Origin of the sequence: Glycomyces sp. MUSA5-2 (assembly GCF_037034145.1) — a bacterium.
GTDB lineage: Bacteria > Actinomycetota > Actinomycetes > Mycobacteriales > Micromonosporaceae > Glycomyces > Glycomyces artemisiae.
In genome coordinates, this window is the sequence record NZ_JBAGKG010000008.1 from 199930 (window position 1) to 226814 (window position 26885).

At 72.4% G+C, this 26885-nt stretch carries 23 protein-coding genes; 13 read left to right on the forward strand and 10 right to left on the reverse strand.

What is annotated here, in order from left to right:
* Positions 1–16: 16 nt before the first annotated feature.
* The 5 genes from WA640_RS23230 to WA640_RS23250 all read right to left on the reverse strand — a co-directional run bounded on the left by WA640_RS23230 (position 17) and on the right by WA640_RS23250 (position 6336).
* Positions 17–901 (reverse strand): carbohydrate ABC transporter permease, encoded by an 885-nt coding sequence (locus WA640_RS23230; protein WP_335990919.1) that lies wholly within the window; start codon positions 899–901, stop codon positions 17–19.
* Positions 898–1851, reverse strand: coding sequence for a carbohydrate ABC transporter permease (locus WA640_RS23235; protein ID WP_335990921.1), 954 nt, complete (start codon positions 1849–1851; stop codon positions 898–900). Before WA640_RS23235 ends, WA640_RS23230 begins: the two co-directional genes overlap by 4 nt.
* Positions 1848–3200, reverse strand: a complete 1353-nt coding sequence (locus WA640_RS23240; protein ID WP_335990923.1) for an ABC transporter substrate-binding protein — start codon at positions 3198–3200, stop codon at positions 1848–1850. Before WA640_RS23240 ends, WA640_RS23235 begins: the two co-directional genes overlap by 4 nt.
* Positions 3197–4276 (reverse strand): LacI family DNA-binding transcriptional regulator, encoded by a 1080-nt coding sequence (locus WA640_RS23245; RefSeq protein WP_335990924.1) that lies wholly within the window; start codon positions 4274–4276, stop codon positions 3197–3199. Before WA640_RS23245 ends, WA640_RS23240 begins: the two co-directional genes overlap by 4 nt.
* Before the next feature lie 149 nt (positions 4277–4425).
* Positions 4426–6336 carry a translation factor GTPase family protein gene (locus tag WA640_RS23250; protein ID WP_335990926.1) on the reverse strand — a complete coding sequence of 637 codons (1911 nt, stop codon included), beginning with the start codon at positions 6334–6336 and terminating at the stop codon, positions 4426–4428.
* 172 nt (positions 6337–6508) lie between these two features.
* Here WA640_RS23250 and WA640_RS23255 point away from each other — a divergent pair, with 172 nt between their 5' ends.
* Positions 6509–7705: a serpin family protein gene (locus tag WA640_RS23255; protein ID WP_335990927.1), complete on the forward strand. Its 1197-nt coding sequence runs from the start codon at positions 6509–6511 to the stop codon at positions 7703–7705.
* On the forward strand, positions 7702–8898 hold the full coding sequence (locus WA640_RS23260; RefSeq protein WP_335990929.1) for a serpin family protein: 1197 nt from the start codon (positions 7702–7704) through the stop codon (positions 8896–8898). The genes WA640_RS23255 and WA640_RS23260 overlap by 4 nt, the downstream gene beginning before the upstream one ends.
* A gap of 10 nt (positions 8899–8908) precedes the next feature.
* On the opposite strand, the gene WA640_RS23265 is transcribed toward WA640_RS23260, so the two are convergent.
* Positions 8909–10657: an ABC transporter ATP-binding protein gene (locus WA640_RS23265; protein ID WP_335990931.1), complete on the reverse strand. Its 1749-nt coding sequence runs from the start codon at positions 10655–10657 to the stop codon at positions 8909–8911.
* 20 nt (positions 10658–10677) lie between these two features.
* Positions 10678–12327 carry an ABC transporter ATP-binding protein gene (locus tag WA640_RS23270; protein ID WP_335990933.1) on the reverse strand — a complete coding sequence of 550 codons (1650 nt, stop codon included), beginning with the start codon at positions 12325–12327 and terminating at the stop codon, positions 10678–10680.
* Between the two features lie 151 nt (positions 12328–12478).
* On the opposite strand from WA640_RS23270, the gene WA640_RS23275 reads away from it, so the two are divergent.
* Positions 12479–12781, forward strand: coding sequence for a hypothetical protein (locus WA640_RS23275; RefSeq protein WP_219926988.1), 303 nt, complete (start codon positions 12479–12481; stop codon positions 12779–12781).
* Between the two features lie 39 nt (positions 12782–12820).
* The gene (locus WA640_RS23280; RefSeq protein WP_335990936.1) at positions 12821–13384 is read left to right on the forward strand and encodes a DinB family protein; all 564 of its coding nucleotides are present in this window, start codon (positions 12821–12823) and stop codon (positions 13382–13384) included.
* A 41-nt stretch (positions 13385–13425) separates the two neighbouring features.
* On the opposite strand, the gene WA640_RS23285 is transcribed toward WA640_RS23280, so the two are convergent.
* Positions 13426–14265, reverse strand: a complete 840-nt coding sequence (locus tag WA640_RS23285; protein ID WP_335990938.1) for a 3-keto-5-aminohexanoate cleavage protein — start codon at positions 14263–14265, stop codon at positions 13426–13428.
* Positions 14262–15740, reverse strand: a complete 1479-nt coding sequence (locus WA640_RS23290; protein ID WP_106366695.1) for a KamA family radical SAM protein — start codon at positions 15738–15740, stop codon at positions 14262–14264. Before WA640_RS23290 ends, WA640_RS23285 begins: the two co-directional genes overlap by 4 nt.
* A 154-nt stretch (positions 15741–15894) precedes the next feature.
* On the opposite strand from WA640_RS23290, the gene WA640_RS23295 reads away from it, so the two are divergent.
* The 9 genes from WA640_RS23295 (at position 15895) to abc-f (ending at position 26031) form a co-directional block, all read left to right on the forward strand.
* The gene (locus WA640_RS23295; protein ID WP_335990939.1) at positions 15895–16944 is read left to right on the forward strand and encodes an L-erythro-3,5-diaminohexanoate dehydrogenase; all 1050 of its coding nucleotides are present in this window, start codon (positions 15895–15897) and stop codon (positions 16942–16944) included.
* Position 16945: 1 nt separating this feature from the next.
* Positions 16946–18505 (forward strand): lysine 5,6-aminomutase subunit alpha, encoded by a 1560-nt coding sequence (locus tag WA640_RS23300; protein ID WP_335990940.1) that lies wholly within the window; start codon positions 16946–16948, stop codon positions 18503–18505.
* Positions 18502–19248 carry an OAM dimerization domain-containing protein gene (locus WA640_RS23305; RefSeq protein WP_106366698.1) on the forward strand — a complete coding sequence of 249 codons (747 nt, stop codon included), beginning with the start codon at positions 18502–18504 and terminating at the stop codon, positions 19246–19248. Before WA640_RS23300 ends, WA640_RS23305 begins: the two co-directional genes overlap by 4 nt.
* Entirely contained in the window at positions 19245–19628 is a 384-nt protein-coding gene (locus tag WA640_RS23310) for a hotdog domain-containing protein (protein WP_335990944.1), read from the forward strand. Before WA640_RS23305 ends, WA640_RS23310 begins: the two co-directional genes overlap by 4 nt.
* A gap of 6 nt (positions 19629–19634) precedes the next feature.
* A complete protein-coding gene (locus WA640_RS23315) occupies positions 19635–20969 on the forward strand; it encodes a glutamate mutase L (RefSeq protein ID WP_442904806.1) in 1335 nt (444 codons plus the stop codon).
* A gap of 103 nt (positions 20970–21072) precedes the next feature.
* Positions 21073–21558 carry a cation:proton antiporter regulatory subunit gene (locus tag WA640_RS23320; RefSeq protein ID WP_106366701.1) on the forward strand — a complete coding sequence of 162 codons (486 nt, stop codon included), beginning with the start codon at positions 21073–21075 and terminating at the stop codon, positions 21556–21558.
* Complete coding sequence (locus WA640_RS23325) at positions 21558–22748, forward strand: cation:proton antiporter (RefSeq protein ID WP_335990946.1); 1191 nt, start codon at positions 21558–21560, stop codon at positions 22746–22748. The genes WA640_RS23320 and WA640_RS23325 overlap by 1 nt, the downstream gene beginning before the upstream one ends.
* An 81-nt stretch (positions 22749–22829) precedes the next feature.
* A complete protein-coding gene (locus WA640_RS23330) occupies positions 22830–24152 on the forward strand; it encodes a M20/M25/M40 family metallo-hydrolase (protein ID WP_335990948.1) in 1323 nt (440 codons plus the stop codon).
* 253 nt (positions 24153–24405) lie between these two features.
* Positions 24406–26031, forward strand: a complete 1626-nt coding sequence (gene abc-f, locus WA640_RS23335) for a ribosomal protection-like ABC-F family protein (protein ID WP_335990949.1) — start codon at positions 24406–24408, stop codon at positions 26029–26031.
* Here the strand turns inward: abc-f and WA640_RS23340 are convergent.
* A complete protein-coding gene (locus WA640_RS23340) occupies positions 26015–26851 on the reverse strand; it encodes an AraC family transcriptional regulator (RefSeq protein WP_106366925.1) in 837 nt (278 codons plus the stop codon). The two genes, abc-f and WA640_RS23340, sit on opposite strands and share 17 nt — an antisense overlap.
* Positions 26852–26885: the final 34 nt, after the last annotated feature.

A 26885-nucleotide genomic window follows, 5' to 3' on the forward strand; every position in this document is an offset into this window, starting at 1 on the left:
CGCCCGGCCCGCGGCCTCACTGCTTGACGCTGCCGGAGACCAGGCCGGTCGTCCAGTAGCGCTGGAGGAACAGGAAGGCGACGATCAGCGGGAAGATCGAGATGAGCGACCCGGTGACCACGAGCGGTATGTAGTCGCCGCTGGCCCCGCCCGAGGACGCGGCCTGGCCCTGCCAGTTGGCGAGGCCCACGGTGACGGGGTAGAGCGCCGGATCGTTGAGCATGATCAGCGGCAGGAAGTAGTTGTTCCAGGTCTGCACCAGCATGAACAGCATGATGGTGGCGATGGCGGGCGTCAGGAGGCGGCCGGTGACCTGGAAGAAGATCCGGAAGTCGCCGGCGCCGTCGATGCGGCCCGATTCGATGAGCTCGTCGGGGACGGCGCTGTCGGCGTAGATCCGCATGAAGTACAGCCCGAACGGGTGGCTCGCCATTGACGGCAGGATGATCGCCCACGGCGTGTCCGTCAGGCCGGCCTGGCTGAACAGCAGGTACGTCGGGATCGCGAGTGCCGTCGAGGGCACCGCCATGGCGCCGAGGACGCCCATGAACATGGCCCGGTTGCCCTTGAACCTGTACTTCGCGAACCCGTAGCCGCCGAGGGCGGCGAGGAACGTGCCGCCGAGCGCGGAGGCCACCGCGTACAGCAGCGAGTTGCCGAGCCACTGCCCGAACGCGCCGTCGTCGGCGGTGAACGTGTTGCCGATGTTGGTGAACAGGTTGTTCTCCCCGGCGAACCAGAGCCCGAACGTGGAGAACAGGTCCCCGGTGGTCTTCGTGGAGGCGACGACCAGCCAGAACAGCGGCAGCAGGAAGTAGGCCGCGGCCGCGAGCATCCCGATCGTGAGGATCGTGCTGCGCTTCGGGCGCGCCTTGCGCGCCTTCACGGGGGTGGCGCTCATGACCGGCTCCTGCGATTGGTGGCGAGCATGAAGAGGTACGAGCCGGCCATGATGACGAAGCCGAGCACGAAGGACACGGCGGCCGCGTAGTTGTACTCCTGGCCGACGAACGCGAGGTTGTACGCGTAGAGGTTGGGCGTGTAGTCGGCGACGATGACGTTCGGCGCCAGCGTGCGCATGATGCTCGGCTCGTTGAACAGCTGGAAGCTGCCGATCACCGAGAAGACCATGCACAGCACGAGCGCGGGCCGCAGCAGCGGGATCTTGATCGACCACGCGGTGCGCCAGGGTCCGGCCCCGTCGACCGCGGCCGCCTCGTACAGCTCCGTGGGGATCGCCCGCAGCGCCGCGTACAGCAGGATCATGTTGTAGCCGGTGAACTCCCACGTCACGATGTTCGCGATCGAGCCGAGCATGAGGTTCCCGAGGAAGTCCGGCGCGGTCGCGCCGATCTTGTCGGCGAGCTGCGCGATCGGCCCGAAGTCCGGCCCGTACAGGAAGCCCCACATGAGGGCGGCGACGACGCTCGGCACCGCGTACGGCATGAAGATCGCCAGGCGCACGGTCCGCGCCAGGCGCAGCAGCGCCGAGTCCAGGGCCAGCGCGAAGAACAGCGCCAGGGCCATCATGAGCGGCACCTGGATGAGGAAGAACAGGGCGACCCGGCCGAGCCCGGCCATGAGCTGCGGGTCGCTGAACGCCCGCGTGTAGTTGTCGAAGCCGACGAAGACGTTGCCGCCGATCATCTGCTCCCTGAAGAAGCTGAACCAGGCGGCGTAGGCGAGCGGGACGAGGAACATCGCGGTGAACGCGATCATGAACGGCGCGACGAACAGGTACCCGGTCCTCGCGTAGCGGGGGCCCTTGCCTCCCTTGCCGCGCTTGGCGGTCCGTCCGCTGCGGGGCGTGATCGGCGCCGCTGGGGCGCTGTCGGCGGTGTCGGTGCTCATGACCCCTCCTCGACGGTGAAGCCCTGGAACTCGGCGTACTCGGCGATGCGGTCCTGCCAGTCGCCGAGCGCGGCGGCGGCGTCGCCGCCCGCCGCGATGGTCGAGCCGACGGTGGGGCCGTAGTCGGCGCGGACCTGGTCGTTGAACGGGGGCCACTGGAAGTCGGGGGAGACCGTGGCGCTGATCTGCGCGAACACCTCGTTGACCTTCTGGCCGCCGTAGAACTCCAGTTCCAGGCCGGTGAACTCGGGGTCCTCCAGGAGCGCCTTGGTGGGCGGGAACAGGAACTGCTCGGTCGCCATGGCCTTGGTGCACTCGGGGTCGGTGTTGATGAACTGCGCGAACACCGCGGCCTGGATCGGGTGCTCGGTGATGTTGAAGACCCCGTTGGTGGACCCGCCCCAGTTCCCGGCGACCTCGTCGCCGGACTCCCACTGGGGCAGCGGGGCGGCCCGCCACTTGCCGCTGGTGGACGCGGCGGTGGACTGGAGGAACACCGGTCCCCATGCGGCCGTGAGCCATGTGGCGTACTTGCCGCGGTTCGCGGCCTGGTACCACTGGTCGGAGAAGTCGGGGTCGGTGGAGACGACGCCGTCGGCGGCGAGCGTGGACCAGTAGTCCGCGACCCGCTGCGCCGCTTCGGAGACGACGTCGACTTTGAGGACCGGTCCCTCGGACCCGGCGAACGGGTCGGCCCCGCCCTGCCACAGGGCCCCGGAGAAGAACGCGCCCTGGCTGGGCGGGAAGTTCGTCAGGTACACCTCGGGGTCGGCTTCGTGGAGGGTCCGGGCGGCGTCGGCGAACGCCTCCCACGTCGCAGGCACCTCGATGCCGTGCGCGTCGAAGATGTCGGCCCGGTAGAGCATCCCCATGGGACCGGTGTCCTGCGGGATCGCCCAGACTTCGCCGTTCGCGCCGCTGACCTGCGCCCACACCCACTCGACGAACTGGTCCTCCAGTTCCCCCGCGCCGTAGGGCCGCAGGTCCAGGAGGTGGTCCGTGATGGTGAACGCCGGGACCATCTCGTACTCGATCTGCGCGACGTCGGGGGCGCCGCGCCCGGCGCGCAGCGCGGTGCGGATCTTCGCGTAGTGGCCCGCGCCCTGGGCCGCGTTCGTGACCTTCACCTTGATGTCCGGGTAGGCCTCCTCGAAGAGGGCGACCTGCTTCTCGATGCCGGGCACCCACGTCCAGAAGTTCAGTTCGGTGGGGGTGCGCATGGCGTCGTCGATCTGGGCCTGGCTGACGTGCTCGGGAGGCTCGACGGGCTGTCGGGCGCAGGCGGCGAAGGCGAACGGGCTCGCGGCCGCGGCGGCGAGCCCCGTCCTTCGTCTGAAGCGGGGAGTCATCGGGCGTCCTTTCCTGGCGCTTCGTTGCGCCGGTTCGCGGGCGGTGCGGTGGATCGGCGGACCACGAGCCGGGGCGTGTCCGTGTGCGGAGGCGGCTCGGGCGCGCCGGTGGGCGCGCCGCCGAGCCGCCGGAGGAGGATGCCGAGGCCGCGGATCACGTCGGCCTCGAACCGCTGGCAGACCGTCGTCAGCGGGGGAGTGAAGTAGGCGGCGGCGGGGATGTCGTCGAACCCGGTGACGCTGACGCGGTCCGGGACGGCGAGGCCCGCTTCGGTGCAGGCGCGGATGAACCCCAGCGCCATGTCGTCGTTCGCGCAGGCCACGGCCGTCACGGCCGGGTCCCGGAGGATCCGCTGCCCCGCCGCGTACCCGGACGCGGGCGTCCAGTCGCCCTCCACTGGCGGCGGCGGCTCGATGCCGCGGGCCTCGTGCGCGGCGCGCCAGCCTTCGACGCGGTCGCACGCGGGGTACCAGGTGGCGGGCCCGGCGACGTGCCAGACGCGCTCGTGCCCGAGGTCGAGGAGGTGCTCCACGGCCTCGCGCATCGACTCGGCGTTCGACGCCCCGGCGAGCAGGTTCTCGGCCTCGGGCACGCTGCGGCCGAGGCTGTAGAGCGGCACGGCCGGGTCGGAGCGCACCGCGACGCCCTCGTCGACGGGGTCGGCGATGATGATCGCGTCCACACCCTGGTCGAGGAGCCATTCGACGGCCTCGCCGACCGAGTCCGGCTCGCCCTCGACGGTGTGGGCGACGACGACGGCGATCCCGGCCGCGCGGGTGGCGCGCTCCAGTGCGACTTGCAGCGACGCGGGGCCCCACAGCGCGGTGCCGAGGGCGACGACGCCGATGCGGCCGAAGCGGCCGGTGATGAGCGCCCGAGCGGCCGTGTTCGGGCGGAACCCCAGTTCGCGCGCGGCGCTGCGGACCTTCTCGCGGACTTCGGCGGAGACGTACCGCTCGTTGTTGACCACCCGGGAGACGGTCTTCTGCGAGACCCCGGCCAGGCGCGCCACGTCGGTCATGCCGGGCGGGCGGCGCCGTGCCGGAGTCCCGCCGGGGGGAGTCGTGAGGGGCATGGGGGCGACCTCCTGACCAGCGCTGACTACGTTGTCATGCAACGTACGTCACACTGTTGTTTCATGTCAAGACATCCACGGCGAAAGCCCGAAATCCGCCGAAAATCGAACAAGCGGCCCAGGGTCGAAACCCCGGGCCGCCCGTCCCGCTACGCCCGCTGTCCGCGCCGCGGCGGCGGCCCGAACACCGGCCGGTACTCCTCGAACTCGGTGGTGAACAGCGCCAGTCCCTCGGTCAGGCCCGGGAGGCGCCGCTCCACGCCGTGGACCGCCTCGGTCGGCAGGAACCCCGACACGTACCCGGTCGTCTCGGTCGAGAACTGGCCCTTGATGTCCGCGCGGGCCTCCCCGAGCGTCTTCAGGACCGCGTTGCCGGTGCCCGCCGGGAACTCCACGTGGAAGCGGTTGACCGGCTCGCACACGACGGTGCCCGACTCGCGGAGCATCACGTCGAGCAGGTACATCGTCGTGTCCCTGAAGTGCGCGGCCGTGCTCGTGCGCCCGATGTAGCCGGTCGCGGTCAGCCACACCTTGCAGTCGGTGACCGCCCAGCCGTACAGGCCGCGCCGCAGGTACGCGAACACGCCCTCCTCCACAGCGTTGCGCAGCGCCCGCGTCAGCGAGCCCCGCTCCACTTCGAGCCCGTAGTGCAGGCCCGAGCCGGGCTCGCCCGGCTCCAGGCGCAGCCCCACGGTGGCGACGTTCGTCGTCTGCGCCCACTGGCCCATCTCGTGCAGGGCCGACGCGGGCTTGACGGGCCGCTCGACGTGGATCGCGCGGGTCTCCTCGAACTCGACGCCGATGCCGAACTCCTCGTCGAGGAGCGAGGCCACGACCTCCTTCTGCACCTCCCCGTACAGGCGCACCGCCATCTCCTCGGACAGCTCGTCCAGGTGCGGGTCCACGAGCGGGTCGCGCTCGGCGAGGCTGAGCAGCGCCCGGTTGAGCGGGACGCGGTCGTTCGGGTCGGCGGGGCGCACCACGGTCTCCAGCGTCGGCGGCGTGAACAGGCCCCCGCCCGCCAGGCCGTCCGGCGACCCGATCGCGTCGCCGATGCGGATGTCGCTCAGGCCCTTGACCTTCGCGATCGAACCGGGCCCGGCCTCGCCCGGGACGGTGGCCGTGCCGTGGTCGAAGACCTCGACCGCGGTCACCTTGCCCTCGTGCTCCTCGACCGCCCCGTACTCGCCGCGCCGGTACGCCGTCAGCGCGTCGCGCGGCGCGATCCGGCCCGCGCGCATCCGCACATAGGCGATCTTCTGGCCGACGTGCTCCACCTTGAACACCGTGCCGACCGCCTCGGCCTCCGGATCCCCTTGCGGGACGGGCAGGTAGCGGCGGATGCCCTCGGTCAGCGCGGCCGCCCCGGTCCCGGTCACCGCCGACCCGAAGTACACCGGGTGCACCTGCCCCGTGCGGACCTGCGCGGCCAGTTCCGCGTCGTAGTCGAGCGTCCCGGGGTCGTCGAGGTACGCGGCGAGGAACTCGTCGGAGCCCGCCGACAGCAGGTCCGCGGCCCGGTCCGCGAAGGCGCGGTCGGTGAACGCGAACGGGACGGCCCGCGCGTCGCCGGTGCCGATCGCCTCCACCGTGCCCATCGGCAGCAGGTTCGGGCTGAGCATCGAGGCGAGGTCGTCGAGCAGACCCGCCTCGCGGGCGCCGCGCCGGTCGACCTTGTTGACGAACAGGAGCGTCGGCACGCCGAGCCGCTCCAAGGTGCGGAACAGGACCCGCGTCTGGGCCTGCACGCCCTCGACCGCGGAGACCACCAGGACCGCGCCGTCGAGCACGCGCAGCGCGCGCTCCACCTCGGCGATGAAGTCCGTGTGCCCCGGCGTGTCGATGAGGTTGACGGTGGTGCCGCCCAAGCGGAACGCGACGACGGCCGACTGGATCGTGATCCCGCGGCGGCGCTCCAGCTCCATCGAGTCGGTCTGCGTGCTCCCGGAGTCGACGCTCCCGACGCGGTCGATGATCCCCGCGTCGAACAGCAGCCGCTCGGTCAGGCTGGTCTTACCGGCGTCGACGTGGGCGAGAATCCCCAGATTCAGAAATGACAATGACAGTCCTCAGAGCAGAGTTCGGCTGGATTCGCTGGGTGAACTCCGAAGTCCGGCGCATGTCGGACCCCTCTCTGCATCGATACGGATCTGTCACCGGCGACGCTAAACGCCCTCCTGCGATGCCGCAACCGGTTTTCCGGACGGGCGGTCCCGGGTTAGGCTCCGCACCATGGGCACGAGCGAGGACACCATCCAGCGCGCACTGACCGACGCCGACGTCGAAGCCGCCAACCGGCTCACCCGGGCCTGGCTCGACGCCCGCGCGCCGCTCCCGGTCATGTCAGGGTTCGGAGTGTGGCCGCTGCTCGCGGTCCTCGCGACCGGCGCCGTCGGCGACACCCGCAGCGAACTCCTCACCGCCGCCGGACTCACCCCCGAACGGGCCGCCGCGATCCCGGCGGCCCTCGTTGACGCATTGCGCTCCACCGGCTCGATCCGCCTCGCCCTCGCCGTCTGGGCCGGCGCCCGCGTCACCCTCGACCCCGACTGGACCGCGGGCCTCCCCGTGGACGCCGTCGGCTCCCTCACCGGCGACGCCGCCGCCGACAAGGCCGCCCTGGACGACTGGGCCGCCCGCAGCACCGGCGGCCTCATCGACCGGATGCCGCTCGACTTCTCGCAGCCCATCGACCTCATCCTGGCGAGCGCGCTCTCAGTACGCACCACCTGGACCACGCCCTTCACCGACTCCCGCCGCTCCTTCAAGGCCGGACCGTGGGCCCGCCTCGGCCAGTGCCGCGGCCTCTCCGCGACCCTCGACGCCGACCTGCTGCGCGTCGGCGACCACCTCTCGATGCTCACCGTCCCCGGCGACGACGATATCGACGTGATCCTCGGCCTCGGACCCGAAGGACGCGACCCCGGCCTCGTCGTCGCCTCGCTGCTCGCCACCGCCGAGGACCCCTCGCACACCCGGCCCGCCAGCGCCCTCGCCGTCGGCGACCGCGCCATCGGCGTCGAGGTCACCGAGCACCGCGCCGCCTATCCGCAGACCCGCCCCGAAGTCGACGTCCGGACCGTCCGCTTCGACCTCTCCTCCGACCTCGACCTCCTCGACGCCGCCCGCCCGCTCGGCCTCACCCTGGCCTCCGACGAGGCCCGCGCGCAGTTCGACCGCCTCGCCGCCGAACCCACCTTCGTCAGCCAGGCCCGCCAGACCTGCCGGGCCGTCTTCAGCGCCACCGGCTTCGAAGCCGCCGCCGTCACCGCCATGGCGATGACCCGCGCCGCGGGCCTGCCCCGCCGCGACCACCGCCACGTCCGCATCGGCCTCGACTTCAACCGGCCCTTCGCCTTCCTCGTCCGCCACCGCCCCACCGGACTCGTCCTCTTCACCGGATGGGTCGCCGAACCGGAGACCGCATGACCACCGCACTGCACGAAGCCCTCACCCCCGCCGACGTCGCCGCCGCGAACGCCCTCACCAGGCGCTGGCTCGCCTCCCGCGACGAGATCCCCGCGGCCGCTTCAGGACTCGGCATCTGGCCGCTCCTGGCGATGCTCGCGAACGGCGCGGTCGGCGAGACGCACAGCGAACTCCTCGCCGCCCTCGGCCTCGACGCGACCCGCGCCGCGGCCCTGCCGCGGCGCCTCCTCGACGGCGCCCGCGCCGCCGACGGCCTCAACCTCGCCCTCGGCGTGTGGGCCGGGCCGGAGGTCGTCCTCGACCCCGACTGGACCGCAGAGCTCCCGGTCGAGGCGATCGGCTCCCTCACCGGCGACGCCGCAGCCGACAAGGCCGCCCTCGACGCCTGGGCCGCCGCGAACACCGACGGCCTCATCGAGGCCATGCCCGTCGACCTCGACGCCGACGACCCGATCGAGCTGCTCCTCGCCAGCGCCCTCCTCGTGCGCACCGGATGGGCCGTCGAGTTCGAGGAGACCTCCTACGCGCCCTTCGCGACCGGACCCTGGTCCGGCCTGGAGCGGCCCCGGATCCTCCGCGCCACCTACGGCGAGGACGTCCTGCGCGTCGCCGAGGACGCCACGGTGCTCACCGTCCGCGGCGACGGCGACATCGACGTGCTCCTGGGCCTCGGCCGCGACGACCTCGCCCCGCACGAGGTCATGAGCGCCCTCCTCGACGCCGCCGACCCCTCATGGGGCCGCTCGGCCACTTCACTCGCGGTGGGGGAGCAGGCGATCGGCGTCCGCGTCAGCGAGTACATGGCGGCCTCCCCGCAGACCGGCCCGGAGATCGGTGCGACCGCGGTCGCCTTCGACGTCACCGCCGACCTCGACTTGACCGGCGACGCCGAGGCCCTCGGCCTGACGCTCGCCGCCGACCGCGAACGCGCCCGCTTCGAGCGGCTCGCCGCCCGGAGGCTCTTCGTCTCCCAGGCCCGGCAGTCGTGCACGGCCCGCTTCGGCCCCACCGGCTTCGAAGCCGCGGCCGTCACCGTCATGGCCATGGCGGGCTACGGGTTCGCGCCGGTCTTCGAGCACCGCCGCGTCCGCGCCGATGTGGTCTTCGACCGGCCCTTCGCCTACATGGCCGTGCACCGGCCCACCGGGCTCGTCCTCGTCGCCGGCTGGGTCGCCGAGCCCGCCCTCGCGTGAAGGCCTGTGCTCAATCCCCCTGCCACGCATGCCAGAGGCCCGCGTAGACCCCGCCCGCGGCCAGCAGCTCGTCGTGCGTCCCGGCCTCGGCGATACGGCCGTCCTCGACGACCGCGATCCGGTCGGCCGAGCGCGCGGCCTGGAGCTGGTGCGCGATGGCGATGACCGTGCGGCCCGCGAGCGCCGCCGCCAGCGACGCCTCGACCCGGCCCGCGCTGGCGGGGTCGATCCCGGCGGTCGCCTCGTCGAGGATCACGATGTCGGGGTCGGCGATGACGACGCGCGCGAGCGCGATCTGCTGCGCCTCAGCCGTAGTGAGCTTGCGGTGCTCGGGGCCGAGCATCGTGTCCAGGCCCTCGTCGAGGGCCCAGCGGGCGTCCACGCGCCGCAGGGCCTCCTCCAGGCGGTCGTCCGTCGCCTCCGGCGCGGCGAGGATCAGGTTGTCCCGCAAGGAGGCCGTGAACACGTAGTGCTCCTGGGTCACGAGCACCACGTGCCGCCGCAGCTCCTCCACGCCGATGTCGTACACGGGGACGCCGCCGAGCGTCGCCGTCCCGGTTCGCGGCCTGTCGATCCCCGCGAGGAGCCGCGCGATCGTGGACTTCCCGGCCCCCGAGGGCCCGACGACCACGAGCCGCTCGCCCGGCGCGGGGTGCAGGCTCAGGCCGTGCAGTACGTCGGGGCCGTCGCCGTACCCGAAGGTCACGTCGTCCATCCGCAGGTCCGCGCCCGAGGGCCGGGCCTCGCGCGGCTCGGCGGGCACGAGGTTGACGCCCTCGATGCGCGCGAGCGCCGCCGCGCCCTGCTGGAACTCGCCGAGCTGGGTCATGACCCCGTTGGTGGGGTTGGCGATCCGCACCGTCACCGTGATCGCGGCGATCGCGGTGCCGAGCGTCAGCCCGCCCTGGAAGTACCAGATCCCGGCCGCGAGGGTCACCAGCACCAGCTGGCCGCGGTTGATCATGAGCAGGAGCGTGAAGAAGCTCGTCTGGAGCTTGACGACCCGCAGCATCCGGTCCATCATCGCCTGCCCGCGGCCGTACCCGAGGGCCCGCCGCTCCTCTTGCAGCGCAAGGGACTCCACCGTCCGGGCCCCCGCCCCCGACGCGCTCACCGTCTCCGCGGCCTCACTCATCGCGGCCCGCTGCTCCAGGAACGCGGGCGCGGCCCGGCGCAGGTAGCGCCGCGCGGCCAGGTACAGCGGCGGCACCGTCACCAGCGCCACCAGGCCCAGGACCGGGCTGGCGACGAACGTGGCGACGTACAGCACGACCACCTCGATGACGAGAGTCGCCACGGTCGGCCCGTTGTCGCGCAGCATGTCCGCGACGACGTTCACGTCGGAGGCGGTCCGCGTCCCCAGGTCGCCGCGCCCGGCCCGCTCGACCTGCACGAGCGGCAGCCCGAGGACCCGCTCCACGACCGACTCGCGCAGCCGCGCGGCGGCCCGCTCGCCGAACCGGTACCCCGAGAGGCGCCCGAGGCGGCTGAGCACGAACTGGACGCACACGCACGCGAGGATCACCGCGCACACGAGGTTCACCTGCGCGCCGCTCCAGCCCGCGCCGATGCCGTCGACGACCTTCCCGAGGAGGATCGGCACGGACACGCTGAACGCAGCCGCGAACAGGTACAGCAGCAGGACGGCCGAGGCCCGGCCCTTGTCGGCGGCCAGGAGCCGCCCGACGGCCCGGCGGACCTCCGCGGGCCCGGCGACCGGCAGGCGGTCCTGCGCCGGGGCTGTTGCCATGGTGCTCATGTGTTCTCCATCGGGCCGCGTCAGTCGACGCTGTGGGAGGCGAGGCGGCGGTAGTCGGACTCGGCGAGGAGCTCGGCGTGCGTGCCGGTCGCGTGGACCTTGCCGTCGACCATCCACACCGCGAGGTCGGCGTGCGCGAGCCACAGCGGCGACGCGGTGACCACGAGCGTGGCCCGCCCGGCGCGGGCGGCGGCGACGCGCGCGGCGATGAGCGACTCGGTGTGGGCGTCCACCGCCGACGTCGGCTCGACGGCCAGGAGCGTCTCCGGTTCGGCCGCAAGGGCTCTGGCGAGGCGCAGCCGCTGGCGCTGGCCGCCGGAGAGGTTCCGGCCGCCCTCCTCGACGGCGCGGTCCATGCCGAGCGAGGCCACGTCGTCGGCGCACGCGGCCGTGATCGCCTGCCGCGCTTGAGGTTCGGGGACGCGCATCGTGGACGCGAGCGTCCCGGTGAACAGGTGGTCCTCGTCGGTGAGGAGCATGATCCGGGCGCGGACCTCGGCGAGCGCGTACGACTCGACGGGCTCGTCGCCCCAGGTCGCCTCGGAGTCGCGGTAGCGGGCGAGCCGCTCGCACGCCTCCGCGGCGTGCGCGGTCTCGGCGGTGACGACCACCGTCAGGCCCGAGACCGGCACGGCCAGGCCGGAGTCGGGGTCGCGCAGCTCGCCGCCGCCGTCCCGGGCGGTCCCGGTGTCGGCGAGGTCGGGTTCGATGTTCAGGACGCGGACGATCCGCTTGGCCGCGACCCAGGCCGCGACGAGGTACTGGGAGGTGCCGACGAAGTTCCCGGAGACGGCGATGAAGATTGTCGCGAAGCTGAACGCCGAGGCCAGGCCGCCGATGCTGATCGCGCCGTCGGCGGCGAGGGTCGCACCGACCCAGGTGATGACCGCGACGAACACGATCGGCATGGAGTGGCGCAGCGCGTGGATCCACGAGCTGGGCCCGGCGACCTCGTACCCGTTGCGGCGCAGGTCGTCCGAGCGCTCGCGGTACCGGGCCGCGAACAGCACGTCGCCGCCGATGCCGCGCAGGACCCGCAGGCCCCCGACGATGTCGGCGGCGTGCGCGGAGAGGTCGCCGATGCGGGCCCGGTAGTCCGACTGGCGCGACTGGAGCCGCCCGAGGAGCGGCCCGGCGATGAGCGCGGTGACGACGCTGCCGCTGATGAGGACGGTGCCGAGGAGCGGGTGGATCGACCACACCAGCGCCGCCCCGACGATGAACATCACGAGCGTGTTGAAGAAGAACCCGGCGTCGCTGACCGCGCGGGCGGCGCGCCGCGCGTCCTCGCTCGGCAGGTTGAGCAGCTCCCCGGCCGAGACGCGGTCGCGCACGGCCGTCCCCGAGGTGTTCAGCCGGTCGGTCAGGGCCCGCACCAGGGACCGCTGGTTCCGCGCCTCGACGGCGGAGAACTGCCGGAACCCGTTGGCCCACAGGATGGGCTGGGCGACGACCAGGACCGCGGCGGCCCCCAGCCACATCGCGAAGTCGGACGCCGAGCGGGCGATGAGGCCCTCGTCGACGATCTTCCCGACGATCCACAGCTGCGGCATCGACGTGCACGACGCGCCCGCGTAGAACAGGAACCCGAGGAGCAGGCGCGCCCGGTTCGGCCGCGCCTGCGCGAGGAGGAGCCGCAGGGGTGTCTGCGGCGGCGGTGCTGGGGGCATGGGACCGAAGCTTACCTGCCGACCGGCTGTCACGGCTCGTCCAATTCCGCACGCCGGGACCGTCCCGGTACCGCCCAGTTTGGAAGCGCAGGCCGCTGGGAACCCACGGTCCACCATCGACCCCCGATGTGACTTTGTGGAAGGACAGGTCATGCCTTACGTAGCCTCGCGCCACAACTCGCTCATCGCACACGTCGTCACGATCGTGTTCGGCCTGATCGCCTTGATCATCCTGCTGCACTTGGCGTTCGTGCTCCTGGAGGCGAACGCCGGGAACCCGCTGGTCGCGTTCTTCGCCGACCTCGCGAACTGGTTCTCCTGGCTGTTCCGCGACATGTTCACTGTCGACGACCCGAAGGTGCGCGCCGTCGTCAACTACGGCCTCGCCGCCCTGGTCTACCTGCTCATCGGCGGCGCGATCGCCGGAGCCGGCCGCCGCTGGGCCCACGACTGAACCGCCGCGACCGTCGGACCCGTGCCCTAGGGTCGACCCATGAGCGAGAACTGGCATGCGGCGATCCTGGGGCAGCTGGAGTTCTACTGGGACTTCCACCTGCGGCCCCGCCTTGAGGGGCTCACCGACGACGAGTACTTCTGGGAGCCGGTCGACGGCTGCTGGTCCCTGCGCCCCGACGCCGACGGCGTCCTGCGCATGGAGCAGTCGTTCCCGGCGCCCGAGCCGCCGCCGTTCACCACGATCGCCTGGCGCATGACCCATGTCAGCCGCGACGTCCTCGGCATCCGCGCCCGCGCCTTCTTCGGCCCCCACGAGGGCCTGGAGGACGCCCACATGTTCGACCAGCGCCTGTGGCCCGACCCGCTGCCCGCGACGGCCGCCGACGCCATAGCCGTGCTCGAACGCTCCTACACCCACTGGCACGACGCCGTCGCGGCCCTCACGCCCGCCCAGTTCGACGCGCCCCTGGGCCCCAAAGCGGGCGGCTACGCCGACGACCCGGTCGGCGCCCTCGTCCTCCACCTCAACCGCGAGACGATGGCCCACGGCGCCGAGATCTGCCTCCTCCGCGACCTCTACCGCGACCGCCCGGCGCAGTGAAGGGCCCGAGCGGTTTCCGCTCGGGCCCTTGATATCCGCGGTTAGTCGGCGTCGCGCATCCGCAGGAGCTTCCGGGCCTCCACGGTGGTGATCGCGGGCCGCTGCGCCAGGGCGGCGGCCTCGGCGGCGCGCATGACGAGCTGGTCGTTGCCGGTCACCGGCTGGCGCCGCGTGAACGAGGTGGTGTCCTCCATGCCGACGCGCAGGTGCCCGCCGTGGGCGAGGGACGCGAACATGACCGGGAGTGTGGTGCGTCCGATCCCCGTGGCGGAGAACGTGGTCCCCTCCGGCAGATACCGGCGCACGCCCTCGGCGAAGGCGGTCACGGTGGCGGCGTCGCCCGCGGCGCCGCCGGGGACGCCGAGGACGAAGTCCACGTGGACGTGGTCGCCGAACGGCAGGCCGTGCTTGTCGAGCAGCCGCTCCAGGGACGCGAGGTGCCCGAGGTCGAACAGCTCGTACTCGGGGACGACGGCCAGCTCCCGCATCCGCTCGTGGAGGCGCACCACGAACTCCCAGCGGTTGGTGAACACGTCGTCGCCGAAGTTCACGGTGCCCATCGTGCACGAGGCCATGTCCGGTTCGGCGTCGAGGACCGCGAGGCGGGCCTCCTCGCCGTCCCGCACCGACCCGCCCGTCGAGAGCTGCACGATGAGGTCCGTCGAGTCCCGCAGGGCCGCAACGGCATCGCGCAGGCGCACCGGGTCGAGCGTCGGCTTCGCGTCGTCGTCCCTCAAGTGCACGTGGACGATCGACGCGCCCGCCGCCTCGCACTTGACGGCCGTGTCGACGAGCTCGTCGATCGTGACCGGCAGGACCGGGACCTCGGCCTTGTCGACCTCGGCCCCGGTGGGCGCCACCGTGATGAGCGTCCCGGTCATCCGACCTCCGCCGCCTCGTCCTGGCGCGCCGCGGCCTGGCGCGAGCGCACCGCGGCCGCGTTCCCGGCCTCTTTCACCTCGCGCGGGGCGTGCATGTTCGCCCACCACTGCTGCCCGGCCTTCGGGAGCGTGTCGATCGGGTCGTAGAACGGGTACCGCCGCGTGAGCGCGTCGGGGTCGTTCGCCTCCAGCGAGGTCCGGTAGTTCTTCGTCCAGTACGAGATCCCCAGCTCCCGGTCGTACTCGGAGAGCTGGTGGACCCAGCGCTTGCCGACCATCGGCACGTCGCAGATGATCCGCGGCGTCGCGTACCCCGGCAGGTACCCCATGATCGCGGTCTGGAGGTCCTGCGCCTGCGCGACCGAGGTCCGCCAGTGCTCGGCGTTCGGGATCATGTCGCACATGTAGAAGTAGTACGGCAGGATGTTCGCCTCGCCCTGGAGCGCGAAGCACAGGTCGAGCAGGTCCGCCTGGGTGTCGTTGACGCCGCGCATGAGCACGCCCTGGTTGCGCACGTCGCGCACGCCCGCGTCGAGCATCGCGGCCGCCGCGCGCGCCACCGCCGGGGTCACCGAGTTGACGTGGTTGACGTGCGTGTGGATCGCCAGGTTCACGCCCTGCCCGGCCGCGCGCTTGGCGACGCGGGCCATGCCCTCGACGACCTCGTCCTGGAGCCAGTGCTGCGGCAGGCCCATGAGCGCCTTCGTCGCCAGGCGGATGTCGCGGATCGTCTCGACGTCGAGGAGCCGGTCGAGGAACCGCTCCAGCTGCTTCCACGGCAGGTTCGCCACGTCGCCGCCGGAGACCACCACGTCGCGCACGCCCGGGTGCGCCTGGAGGTAGTCGAGGATCGCCGTCTGCCGGTCCACCGGCTTGAGCGACAGCCGCCGCTTGTCCACCGTCGGCGTCGAGTTGCCGACCAGGTCCATGCGGGTGCAGTGCCCGCAGTACTGCGGGCACGTCGACAGGAGCTCGGCGAGGACCTTGGTGGGGTAGCGGTGCGTGAGGCCCTCGACGGCCCACATGTCGTGCTCGTGCAGCGAGTCGCGCGCCGCGAATGGGTGGGAGGGCCAGTCCGAGCGCCGGTCGGAGGCGACCGGCAGCATGTACCGGCGCACCGGGTCGGCGTAGAACGCGTCCGTCCACGAGCCCGGCGCGGTCTCCTCGACCGCCGGGACCATCGTGTTGAGCATCTGCGGCGGCAGGAGCATCGACATCGTCGCCGAGTGCGCGATGTCCGACTCCAGGTCCTCGTAGAACGAGTCGTGCAGCCGGTCGCCCAGGACCGCCCGCAGCTGCTTCACGTTCTTCACGCAGTTGACGCGCTGCCACTGCGCCGAGGCCCAGTCGGCCTCGGTCACCCCGGCCCAGCCGGGGAACCGCGTCCAGTCGGGCTCGACCAGCTCACGGCGCCGGTACTGGTAAGGCTGTTCGATCACGACGGGCTTCGATGCCTCGTATGGTCGATCGGCCACGTTCTCACCTCCATGCCCGGGATGTTCGGCCCGGGGAAACGTCGCGGGCGGGGGTAGACCGCCTTGTGACGAGGATAACCTTCCGTTACAGTTGCTCGCTAGGTCTCGCATATTGAGATTCGATCAACTCCCGTTACGAGAAAGGGCGGCAACGATGTCGACAGGCTCACCGGTCGGATCGCACCGGGTCGTCAGCCCCGCCGGAGCACTGCCACAAGCGGCCGACCGGCTCGACCCCCACCCCGAGATCGCCGACGACGAGGTCCGCGTCAGCGTCGAGCGCCTCAACCTCGACGCCGCCTCCTACCGGCAGCTCCGCACCAAGCACGGCGGCGACGGCGACGCCGTCCGCGCCGAGGTCCTCGCCATCATCGAGGCCCGCGGCAAGATGCAGAACCCCGTCACCGGCTCCGGCGGCATGCTCATCGGCACCGTCGACGCCGTCGGCCCCCGCTCCCCGCTCGGCCTCAAGACCGGCCAGAAGATCGCCACCCTCGTCTCCCTCACCCTCACGCCCCTGCGCATAACCGACGGTTTGGAGCGCTGGGACGGCACCTCCGAGCAGGTCCCCGCAGCCGGCACCGCCATCCTCTTCGGCCGCTCCATCGCCGCCCCCCTCCCCGACGACCTCCCCGAGGAGCTCGCACTCGCCGTCTTCGACGTCTGCGGCGCCCCCGCCCTCGTCCGCCGCGTCGTCTCCCGCCGCTACCACTCCGCGCCCACGGTCGCCGTCCTCGGCGCCGCCGGGAAGTCCGGGTCCCTCTCCCTCGCCGCCGCCAAGGACGCCCGCGCCGCCGAAGTCCTCGCCGTCGTCCGCGACGAGGACGAAGCGGACCGCGTCGCGAAGCTCCGCATCGCCGACCAGATCGCCGTCGCCGACGCCACCGACCCACTCGGCCTCGCCGCCGCCGTCAACGAGGCCCTCCGCGGCCGCGGCGCCGACGTCACCGTCGTCTGCGTCGACGTGCCCGGCTGCGAGCACGGCGCGATCCTCTCCACCGCCACCGGCGGCACCGTCGTCTTCTTCTCCATGGCGACCTCCTTCCCGCAGGCCGCCCTCGGAGCCGAAGGGCTCGCCGCCGACGTCGAGATGCTCATCGGCAACGGCTACACCCCCGGCCACGCCGACTACGCCCTCCACCTCCTCGACGAGCATCCGGGCCTCAGAGCGCTCTTCGACGACCGCGTCGCCGGGCGGCACTGACATGACCGGACCGCTCCTGCCGCTCGACGCCGGCCTCGTCGCCCGCGCCCGCGCGCTGGCCGCCAAGGCCGCCCAGCCCGTGGTCGACCTGGCCCGCAGCCACACCACCGTCTCCGTCGAGCGCGCCACCCTGCGCCTCGCCGGACTCACCGGCGCCGACCCCGACGGCATCCCCTGGGTCAACCGCCTCGCCGACGCCGTCCAGGACCAAGTGGGCATCGAGCACGGCATCGCCCTCCCGGTCTTCCACGCCCTCAAGGACTTCCCGGACCTCGAACGCCTCGCTCACGCCGCCGCGGCCGACGGCGTCCGCTTCGAGCTCCCGCAAGACCAAGCCGCCCGAGCCGCCCGCGACCGCGCCAGCGCCGCCGTCGGCACGGGCTTCGACCGCATCGACGCCTCCCGCGCCCGCCGCAGCCGACTCGTCGGCGAGATCGGCGACCCGCCCCAGCGCCCCTGGATCTACCTCATCGTCGCCACCGGCGACATCTACGAGGACATCCCGCAGGCCCAGGCCGCCGCCAAGGCCGGAGCCGACGTCATCGCCGTCATCCGCTCCACCGGCCAGTCGCTCCTCGACTACGTCCCCGAAGGCGCCACCCGCGAGGGCTTCGCCGGGACCTACGCCACCGGCGAGAACTTCCGGCTCATGCGCGCCGCCCTCGACGAGACCTCCCGCGAGGTCGGCCGCTACATCCGCCTCACCAACTACGCGTCGGGGCTCTGCATGCCCGAGATCGCCGCGCTGGCGGGCATGCACCGGCTCGACATGATGCTGAACGACTCGATGTACGGCATCCTGTTCCGCGACATCAACCCGATCCGCACCTTCGTGGACCAGCGCTTCAGCCGCCAGGTCCACGCCCGCGCCGGGATCATCATCAACACCGGCGAGGACAACTACCTGACGACGGCCGACGCGGTCGAGGCCGCGCACACCGTCACCGTCTCGCAGCTCCTCAACGAGCGCTTCGCGCACGAGGCCGGGCTCCCCGACGAGCTCCTCGGCCTCGGGCACGCCTTCGAGATCAACCCCGAAGTGCCCGAGTCGTTCCGGCTCGAACTCGCGCACGCGCTCCTGGCCCGCCAGCTGTTCCCAGACGCGCCGCTGAAGTGGATGCCGCCGACGAAGCACATGACCGGCGACGTGTTCCGCGGCAACCTCCTCGACGGGTTCTTCAACCTCGCGGGGGTCATGACCGGGCAGTCGATCCTCCTGGTGGGCATGATGACCGAAGCCGTGGTCACCCCCTGGCTCTCCGACCGCGACATCGCGCTCCAGAACGTGCGCTACGTCCTCAGCGCCTGTGCCGGGCTCGCCGAGGACTTCCACCCGCCCGCCGACGGATTCATCGCGAACCGCGCGAACCACGTCCTCGGCGAGGCTGTGGACCTCCTCGGGAAGATCGTGGACGACGGCCTGCTCAACGCCATCGCCGACGGCACCTTCGGCATCATGAAGCGCCCCGCCGACGGCGGCCGCGGCCTCGACGGCGTCGCCAAGCGCGCCGACGACTACTGGAACCCCGCGGCATCGATCCTGGACGGAGGCGCCGAATGAGCCGCATCGTCCGCCCCTACGGCGACACCACCGGCGACGGCATGGTGCAGATGTCCTTCACCCTGCCCGTCCCGCACGACAAGCGCGCCGAGGGCGCCGCGCTCCAGCTCGCCGCGAAGATGGGCCTCGACGGCGCGATGCTCGTGCACGCCAAGCCCATCGGCGAGAACTACACGTTCTTCGTCGTCTACGGCGCGACCACGCACCTCGTCAACCTCGACGACGTCAAGGTCGTCGAGCGCGACTACCCGCACTTCACCCCCAAGGAGGTCAACGACGCCGTCCGCGAGAAGCTCGGCCGCAAGCTCACCGTCGTGGGCGCCTGCATCGGCACCGACGCGCACACCGTGGGCATCGACGCGATCCTGAACATCAAGGGCGTCGCGGGGGAGAAGGGCCTGGAGTACTACCGCGAGCTGCGCGTAGTGAACCTCGGCGCGCAGGTCGCCGTCCCCGACCTGGTGAACCGCGCCGTCGACGAGGGCGCCGACGCGGTCCTGGTCAGCCAGGTCGTCACCCAGAAGGACGCCCACCTGCACAACACCCGCGAGATGTCGGCCGCGTTCCGCGAGGCCCTCCCGCCGGGAAAGCGCCCCCTCCTGGTCGTCGGCGGCCCCCGCTTCGACGAGTCCGCCGCCGCCGACCTCGGCGTCGACCGAATCTTCACCCGGGGCACCATGCCCTCCGACGTCGCCTCATACCTCGTCCACCGACTCGTCTTCGAAAGGCAGCCAGCCGAATGACCGCCGACCACAACGGCACCAAGGTGACCCACCGCCGCTACATCCCCTACTCGCACGCCCACTACGGCGGGAACCTCGTGGACGGCGCGTACGGGCTCGGCATGTTCGGCGACGTCGCCACCGAGCTGTGCATCCTCACCGACGGCGACGAGGGCCTGTTCGCGTCCTACGCCGACGTGCAGTTCCTCGCGCCCGTGCGGGCCGGGGACGTCGTGGAGGCCACCGCGGTCGTCGTCCGCACCGGGAGGCGCAGCCGCACGGTCGAGTTCACGCTCAAGGTGGTCTGCCGCGCCGACCCCGAGCGCGGCGACTCGGCCGCGACGGCCCTGGCCGAACCCATCGTCGCCACCACCGCCACGGGGACGGTCGTTGTCCCTTAAGGAGTGCTGCCCGTGACCGCCGTGATCGTCTGCGCCGACGTCGGCTCGACCTACACCAAGGCCGCCGCCGTCGACGCGGACTCCGGCGCGCTCCTCGGCGCGGCCTCGCACCCGACGACCCTCGGCACCGACGTCATGGACGGCCTGCGCGCCGCCGTCGACGCCGCGGTCCCCAAGGGCGCCAACGTGATCGACACGCTCGTGTGCTCCTCGGCAGGCGGCGGCCTGCGCCTCGCCGTCATCGGCAACGAGCCCCTGGTGACCGCCCGTGCGGCCTACCGGGCCGGTCTCAGCGCGGGCGCCCGCGTGGTCGACGTGCGCGCCGGGGACCTCACCGCGGCCGACTTCGCGGCCCTCGGCGCCGCCCGCCCCGACGTGGTCCTCCTCGCGGGCGGCACCGACGGCGGCGACGAGACCGCGCTCCGCGCCCATGCGGCCGACCTCGCCTATTCCGGCCTCACCGTCCCGGTCGTCCTGGCGGGCAACGCGAACGCCGCCCCCGACGTGACCGCGCTCCTTGAAGCCGCCGGCATCCCGGTCACGGCCGTCGGGAACGTCCTGCCGCGCATCGGGTCCCTCAACCCGGTGCCCGCCCGGACCGCGCTCCGCGAGGTGTTCCTGCGCCACGTCATCGCCGGGAAGCACCTCTCGGCCAGCGCCGTCTTCACCGACATGGTCAAGGCCGCCACCCCCGACGCGGTGCTCACCGGTGTGGAGCTCCTTGCCGAGCGCGCCGGCGACCTCCTCGTCGTGGACGTCGGCGGCGCGACCACCGACGTGTACTCCGTCCTCACCCCCGACGCCGAGCTCCAGGGCCCGCGCGCCGAGGTCGCCGGGACCGCCTGGCGCTCAAGGACCGTGGAAGGCGACCTCGGGGTCCGCCACACCGCCGTCGGCATCGCCGAGGCCGCCGACGAGGAGGACCTGGCGACCGACTGGGACCTCCCCGACGCCGCCCGCAGGCGCGGCGCCGACCCCGCGCTCCGCGCCGAGACCGACCGCGAGCGGGCCTTCGACCGGGAGCTGAGCGCGCTCGCCGCGCGCGTCGCGGTCCGCCGCCACGCCCGCGGCGAGCGGATCGGCGGCCCCACCGAGCCGCTGCGCGGCGGCAAGGACCTCGCGGCCGTGGGCCTCGTCGTCGGCTCGGGCGGCATCCTGCGCCGCGACCCCGGCGCGGCCGAGTGGCTGTGCGAGGCGGTCGGCGGCGACACCTCCGGGGGCGTGCGCCCGCCGAAGGACGCCCGGTTCACCGTGGACGCCGACTACCGCCTGGCCCCCGCTGGCCTCCTCGCGGCCCAGGGCCGCCGCGACCTCGCCGCACGCCTCCTCGACGGTCTGTAGCCGGTCCGCGCCCGCCGCCGGGCCCCGTTCGGACGGCCGGACCCTTCTGCGCAGGAGTGATGTACGGTTCGGTGCGTATCCGACACAAAAGGAGTGACCAACAGTGGACGTGGAGCGCACCGAGCTGCCCGGTATCGGAGTGCGGTTCGAATTCGAGACGAAGCGGCATGTCCGCCTCGGCATCGTCGCCCATCGCGAAGGCCGCCGCGACTTCATCATCTACGACCCCGACGACCCCGACTCGATGCTCGACTGCATCGTGTTCTCGGCCGACGAGTCGGCCGCGATCGGCGAGCTCCTCGGCGGCGCCCGCATCGTCGAGAAGCTCAACCGCCTGCACCACGAGATCGACAACCTCGTCTCGCAGCAGCTGAAGGTCGGCGCGACCAGCCCCTACGCCGAACGCCCGCTCGGCGACACCCGCGCCCGCACCCGCACCGGCGCCTCGATCGTCGCGATCGTCCGCGCCGACGGGGTCGAGACCGGCCCGCCGCCCTCGGCGGTCCTCCACGTCGGGGACCGGCTCGTGACCATCGGGACGCAGGAGGCGGTCGAAGGCGTGGACAAGATCCTGCGCGGGATCGAGTAATGCACGGAACCGTCGAGCTCCTCCTCGAACTCGGCCTCCTCGTAGGAGCCCTCGGACTCCTCGGAGCCATCGCCGGCAAGGCCGGCATTTCCGCCATCCCGCTCTACCTCATCGCCGGGCTCGCCTTCGGGCACGGCGGCATCTACGAGATGCACGCGATCACCGGCTTCCTCGACGTCGGCGCCGAGGTCGGCGTCGTCCTCCTGCTGTTCACACTGGGCCTGGAGTACACCCCGCGTGAACTGCTCGGGACGATGAAGACCTCGTGGCTCGGCGCCGTGGTCGACCTCGTGCTCAACGCCGCCCCCGGCGTCGCGTGCGCGCTCATCCTCGGCTGGGGCCCGATCGCGGCCGTCGTCTTCGGCGGCGTCACGTACGTGTCCTCCTCGGGCATCATCGCGAAGGTCCTCTCCGACCTCGGCTGGCTCGGCAACCGCGAGACCCCCACGATCCTCGCGCTGCTCGTCGCCGAGGACATGATCATGGCCCTCTACCTGCCGATCCTCACCACCCTCCTGGCCGGCCTCGCGTTCGCGCAGGCCGCCTCGGGCCTGGGGATCGCGCTGCTGGCGGTCGCCGGGGCGTTCGTGGTCGCCTCCCGCTTCGGCGGGCTGCTGTCGCGCTTCCTGGAGTCCCCGAACGACGAGATCCTGCTGCTCAAGGTCATGGGCATCGTCCTGGTCATCGCGGGCCTCGCCGAGCAGGTCCACGTGTCGGCCGCAGTCGGCGCGTTCATCGTCGGCATGGCCCTCTCCGGGGAGGTCTCGCGCCAGGCCGAGGAGACGCTGGAGCCGCTGAAGAACCTGTTCGCGGCGATCTTCTTCGTCAACTTCGGCCTGGAGACCGACCCGACCGCGCTCCCGCCGGTCCTGCCGGTCGCGATCCTGCTCGCCGTGGTCACCATCGCCACGAAGTTCGCCACGGGGTGGTGGGCCGCGGGCCGAAGCGGCTCCGCCTTCACGGGCAAGCTCAGAGCCGGGCTCGTCCTGCTGCCGAGAGGCGAGTTCTCGATCGTCATCGCCGGGCTCGGCGTCGCCGCCGGGCTCGACTCCCAACTGGGCTCGGTCGCCGCCGCGTACGTGCTCATCCTCGCCGCCATCGGCCCGCTCGCCCCGCGCCTCGCGGGCCCGATCGTCGCCAAGCGCCGCAGGAAGGCCCGCGCCAGGCGCCTCGCCGAAGCCGCGGCCTGACACGCCGGTGGCGGGAGTGGCGACTGCGACTCCCGCCACCGCACAGTGCGGACCGTTACGCGGGCTTGATAGAACTCAGAGATGGCTGAAACCGCGAACCCGCCCCGCCCCGAGGACGAAGTCGTCGACATCGCGCGCGACCTGATCCGCATCGACACGACGAACACCGGCGACAACGCGACCGCGAAGGGGGAGCGCGCCGCGGCCGAGTACGTGGCCGAGAAGCTCGCCGAAGTCGGCCTCGAACCGAAGATCTACGAGTCCGCCCCCGGCCGCGCCTCCGTCGCCTGCCGCTTCCCCGGCGCCGACCCCTCCCGCGGGGCCCTCCTCCTCCACGGCCACCTCGACGTCGTCCCCGCCGAGGCCAGCGAGTGGAGCGTCCACCCCTTCAGCGGCGAGATCAAGGACGGCTACCTGTTCGGCCGCGGCGCGGTCGACATGAAGGACTTCGACGCGATGCTCCTCGCGCTCGTCCGCGACTGGAAGCGCACCGGCAAGGTCCCCCCGCGCGACCTCGTCCTCCTGTTCACCGCCGACGAGGAGGCCGGCTCCGACTACGGCGCCCGCTTCATGGTCGAGCGGCACCCCGAGGTCTTCGAAGGCGTCACCGAAGCGGTCGGCGAGGTCGGCGGCTTCTCCATGACCCTCCCGAACGACCTGCGCGTCTATGTCGTCCAGACCGCCGAGAAGGGCCTCGACTGGCTGCGCCTGCGCGCCACCGGCCGCCCCGGCCACGGCTCGATGCTCCACGACGACAACGCCGTCACCCGACTCACCCGCGCGGTCGCCAACATCGGCCAGCACGACTTCCCCGTCGAGATGACCCCCACGGTCCGCCAGTTCCTGGAGTCGGTCTCCGAGCTCACCGGCGTCGAGTTCGACCCGTCGAACCCCGACGAGGCCGTCGCCAAGCTCGGCCCGATCGCCCGCCTCGTCGGCGCGACCCTCCGCAACACCGCGAACCCGACCCGCCTCAACGCCGGGTACAAGACCAACGTCATCCCCTCGACCGCCGAGGCCGTCATCGACTGCCGCTCTCTGCCCGGCCGCAACGACGAGCTCGAAGCGACCCTCAAGGAGCTCGCGGGCGCGGGCATCGACTTCGAGTACGAGATCCGCCAGCCCGGCTACGAGACCTCCTTCGACGGCGCGCTCGTCGACGCCATGGCCGAGGCGATCCGCCTCGCCGACCCCGGCGCCCGCACCGTCCCGTACATGCTCTCCGGCGGCACCGACGCGAAGGCCTTCGCGACCCTCGGCATCCGCTGCTTCGGCTTCGCGCCCCTGAAGCTCCCCGCCGACCTCGACTTCACCGCGCTGTTCCACGGCATCGACGAGCGTGTCCCGCTCTCGGGCCTCCAGTTCGGCGTCGACGCGATGGACCGCTTCGTCTCCAAGTCCTAAGACGCGCGAAGGAACCGGCGCGGTGAGCACGCTCACCGCGCCGGTTTCCGCGCGCCCCTTTACAGCCGCTCCCGAAGCGGCCTAGACTTCACGGCGATGTTGATTTACTTCCTCTAGAAGCAGCCCGGTCGCCCGCGTCGAGCACCGCTCCGCGACGGCCGCCACGGCACGCATCACCGAATCCCGAAGCGTTCTCCGCTCGATTCCGCGTGCCTCCGCTCCCTTCACCTTCCACTGCTTTCTGGAGGCGCCCGTGCTCCGCCACGTACATCTGTCCCTTGTAGACGTCACCAAGCGCTATGCCGACCACCTCGTCCTCGACCGCGTCGGCTTCGCCGTCAAGCCCGGCGAGCGCCTCGGCGTCGTCGGCGACAACGGCTCCGGCAAGTCCACCCTGCTCCGGCTCCTCGCCAAAGTCGAGGAGCCCGACAACGGCGAACTCACCGTCACCTCCCCGGGAGGCGTCGGCTACCTGCCGCAGCAGCTGGACCTGCCCGAGCACCGCACCGCCGCCGACGCGATCGACCTCGCGCTGGCCGACCTCCGCGAGATCGAGGCCGCGATGCGCGACACCGAGCAGGCCCTCGCCGACGGAGACGAGACCGCCGCCGACGCCTACGCCGACCTCCTCGCGCGCTTCGAGGCCCGCGAAGGCTGGGACGCCGACCTGCGCGTCGACCTGGCCCTGGCCGCGCTCGGCCTGCCCGGGCTCGACCGGGACCGCCCGCTCGGGACCCTCTCCGGCGGGGAGCGCTCAAGGCTCATGCTCGCCGCGACCCTCGCGTCCCGGCCCGCGCTGCTCCTGCTCGACGAGCCCTCGAACGACCTCGACGACGCGGCGGTGGCCTGGCTCGAAGCCCAGCTGCGGGACTGGCCCGGCACGGTCGTGGCCGTCACCCACGACCGCGCGTTCCTGGAGGCCGTCACCACCACGATGATCGAGGTCGAGGCCCGCAAGGCCCGCCGCTACGGCAACGGCTACGCGGGCTACCTGACCGCGAAAGCCGTCGAGCGCCAGCAGGCGCAGGCCGCCTACGAGCAGTGGACCGCCGAGGTCGCCCGCCAGGAGGGCATCGTCGAGCACAACGCGGGCCGCGCCGACGCGATCCCGCGCAAGCTCCCGATGGCGAACATGTCCACCGGGGCCTTCCGGGCCCGCAACCGCGACCACGGCGCCGGGAGCCGCATCAAGATCGCCAAGCGGCAGCTCGAACGCCTGCACGCCGACGCCGTCGCGCCGCCGCCCGAGCCGCTCCGGTTCGCACCCGCGCTCGCGACCGCCGCGGACGCGTCCGAGGCGCCCGCGCTGCACCTCGCGGGCGTCCGGGTCGCCGACCGCCTCAAGGTCGCGGAACTGACCGTGGCCCAAGGCGAACGCGTCCTCGTCACCGGGCCCAACGGCGCGGGCAAGACCACGCTCATGCGGGTCCTCGCCGGAGAGCTCGAACCCGACTCGGGGAAGGCCGCGCGCACCGGCGCGGTCGGCCACCTGCGCCAGCTCGCCGGTCCCGGCTCGGGCCGCCAGTCCGTGCTGCGGGCCTTCGCGGAAGGGCGCGTCGGCACGCTCGAAGAGCACGCCGAAGCCCTGCTCGCCTTGGGGCTGTTCGCACCCGAGCAGTTCGGGACCCCGGTCGCGGCCCTCTCCACGGGCCAGCGCCGCCGCCTCGAACTCGCCCGGCTCGTGTCCCTCCCGGTCGACGTGCTGCTGCTCGACGAGCCGACGAACCACCTGTCGCCGGTCCTCGCCGAGGAGCTCCAGGCGGCCCTGGCGTCCTACACGGGCACGGTGGTCCTGGTCAGCCACGACCGGCGGCTCCGGGCGTCCTTCGCGGGGCGCCGCCTGGAGATGGACGCCGGGCTCGTCATCGATGGGCCATGACGAGCTCCCGCCCGGCCGAGGCGCACTGCGCGGCGTACTCGGCGGGCGGGAACCCGATGAGGTCCTTGAAGTCGTGGGTGAAGTGGGCCTGGTCCGACCAGCCGAGCTGCGCGGCGAGGCGGGCCAGGTCCACGTCCGGGTCGACGGCGAGCCGGTCGGCCGCGTCGTGGATGCGGTACCGGCAGATGAGCGCCTTCGGGCCGAGCCCGATGTACGCCTGGAACAGCCGCTGGAGCGCCTTCTGCGTCATGAAGAATCGCGACGCCGCCTGGTCCACCCTGGTGATGCCGCGGTCCTCCAGCATGGCAGTGACGATCCGCAGCAGCTCCGCGTAGCGCTCGTCGACCCGCTCGGGCATCCGCGCGGCCAGGAACCGGGTGACGACCCCGACGGCCGCCTCGTCGCCCCCGCTCATGACGACCGCGTTCAGCTCGTCGACCTCCGGCCCGAAGACCGTGCCCGCGCCCGCGACCCAGTCGGCGACCGCCGCGGCCTCGATCCCCGTGAACGCCGTGAACCCGCCGGGCCGGAACTTCGCCCCGAACACCCGGCCGCGGCCGGTGAGCGGATGCCGCGACACCGCCAGCCCCGGCCCGTGGACCTCCGCGCCGAGCACCGGCATGAAGCTCAGGTTCACGCACGGGTGGGGGACCACCACCGACTCGTACGAGGACCCCTCGGGCAGGTCCCAGTGGACCGCCCAGAACCGCTCCACATACCGCCCCAGCGGCCCCGTCACCGGGTACCGCCGCAGGTCGATGTGCCGCGCCGCCTCCTGCGGCCGCAGAATGCCCTTGTCGCTCGCCGTCGGTCCGTGCATGCCTGAAACCTATCCCCGGGGTCCGTCGCTTTTT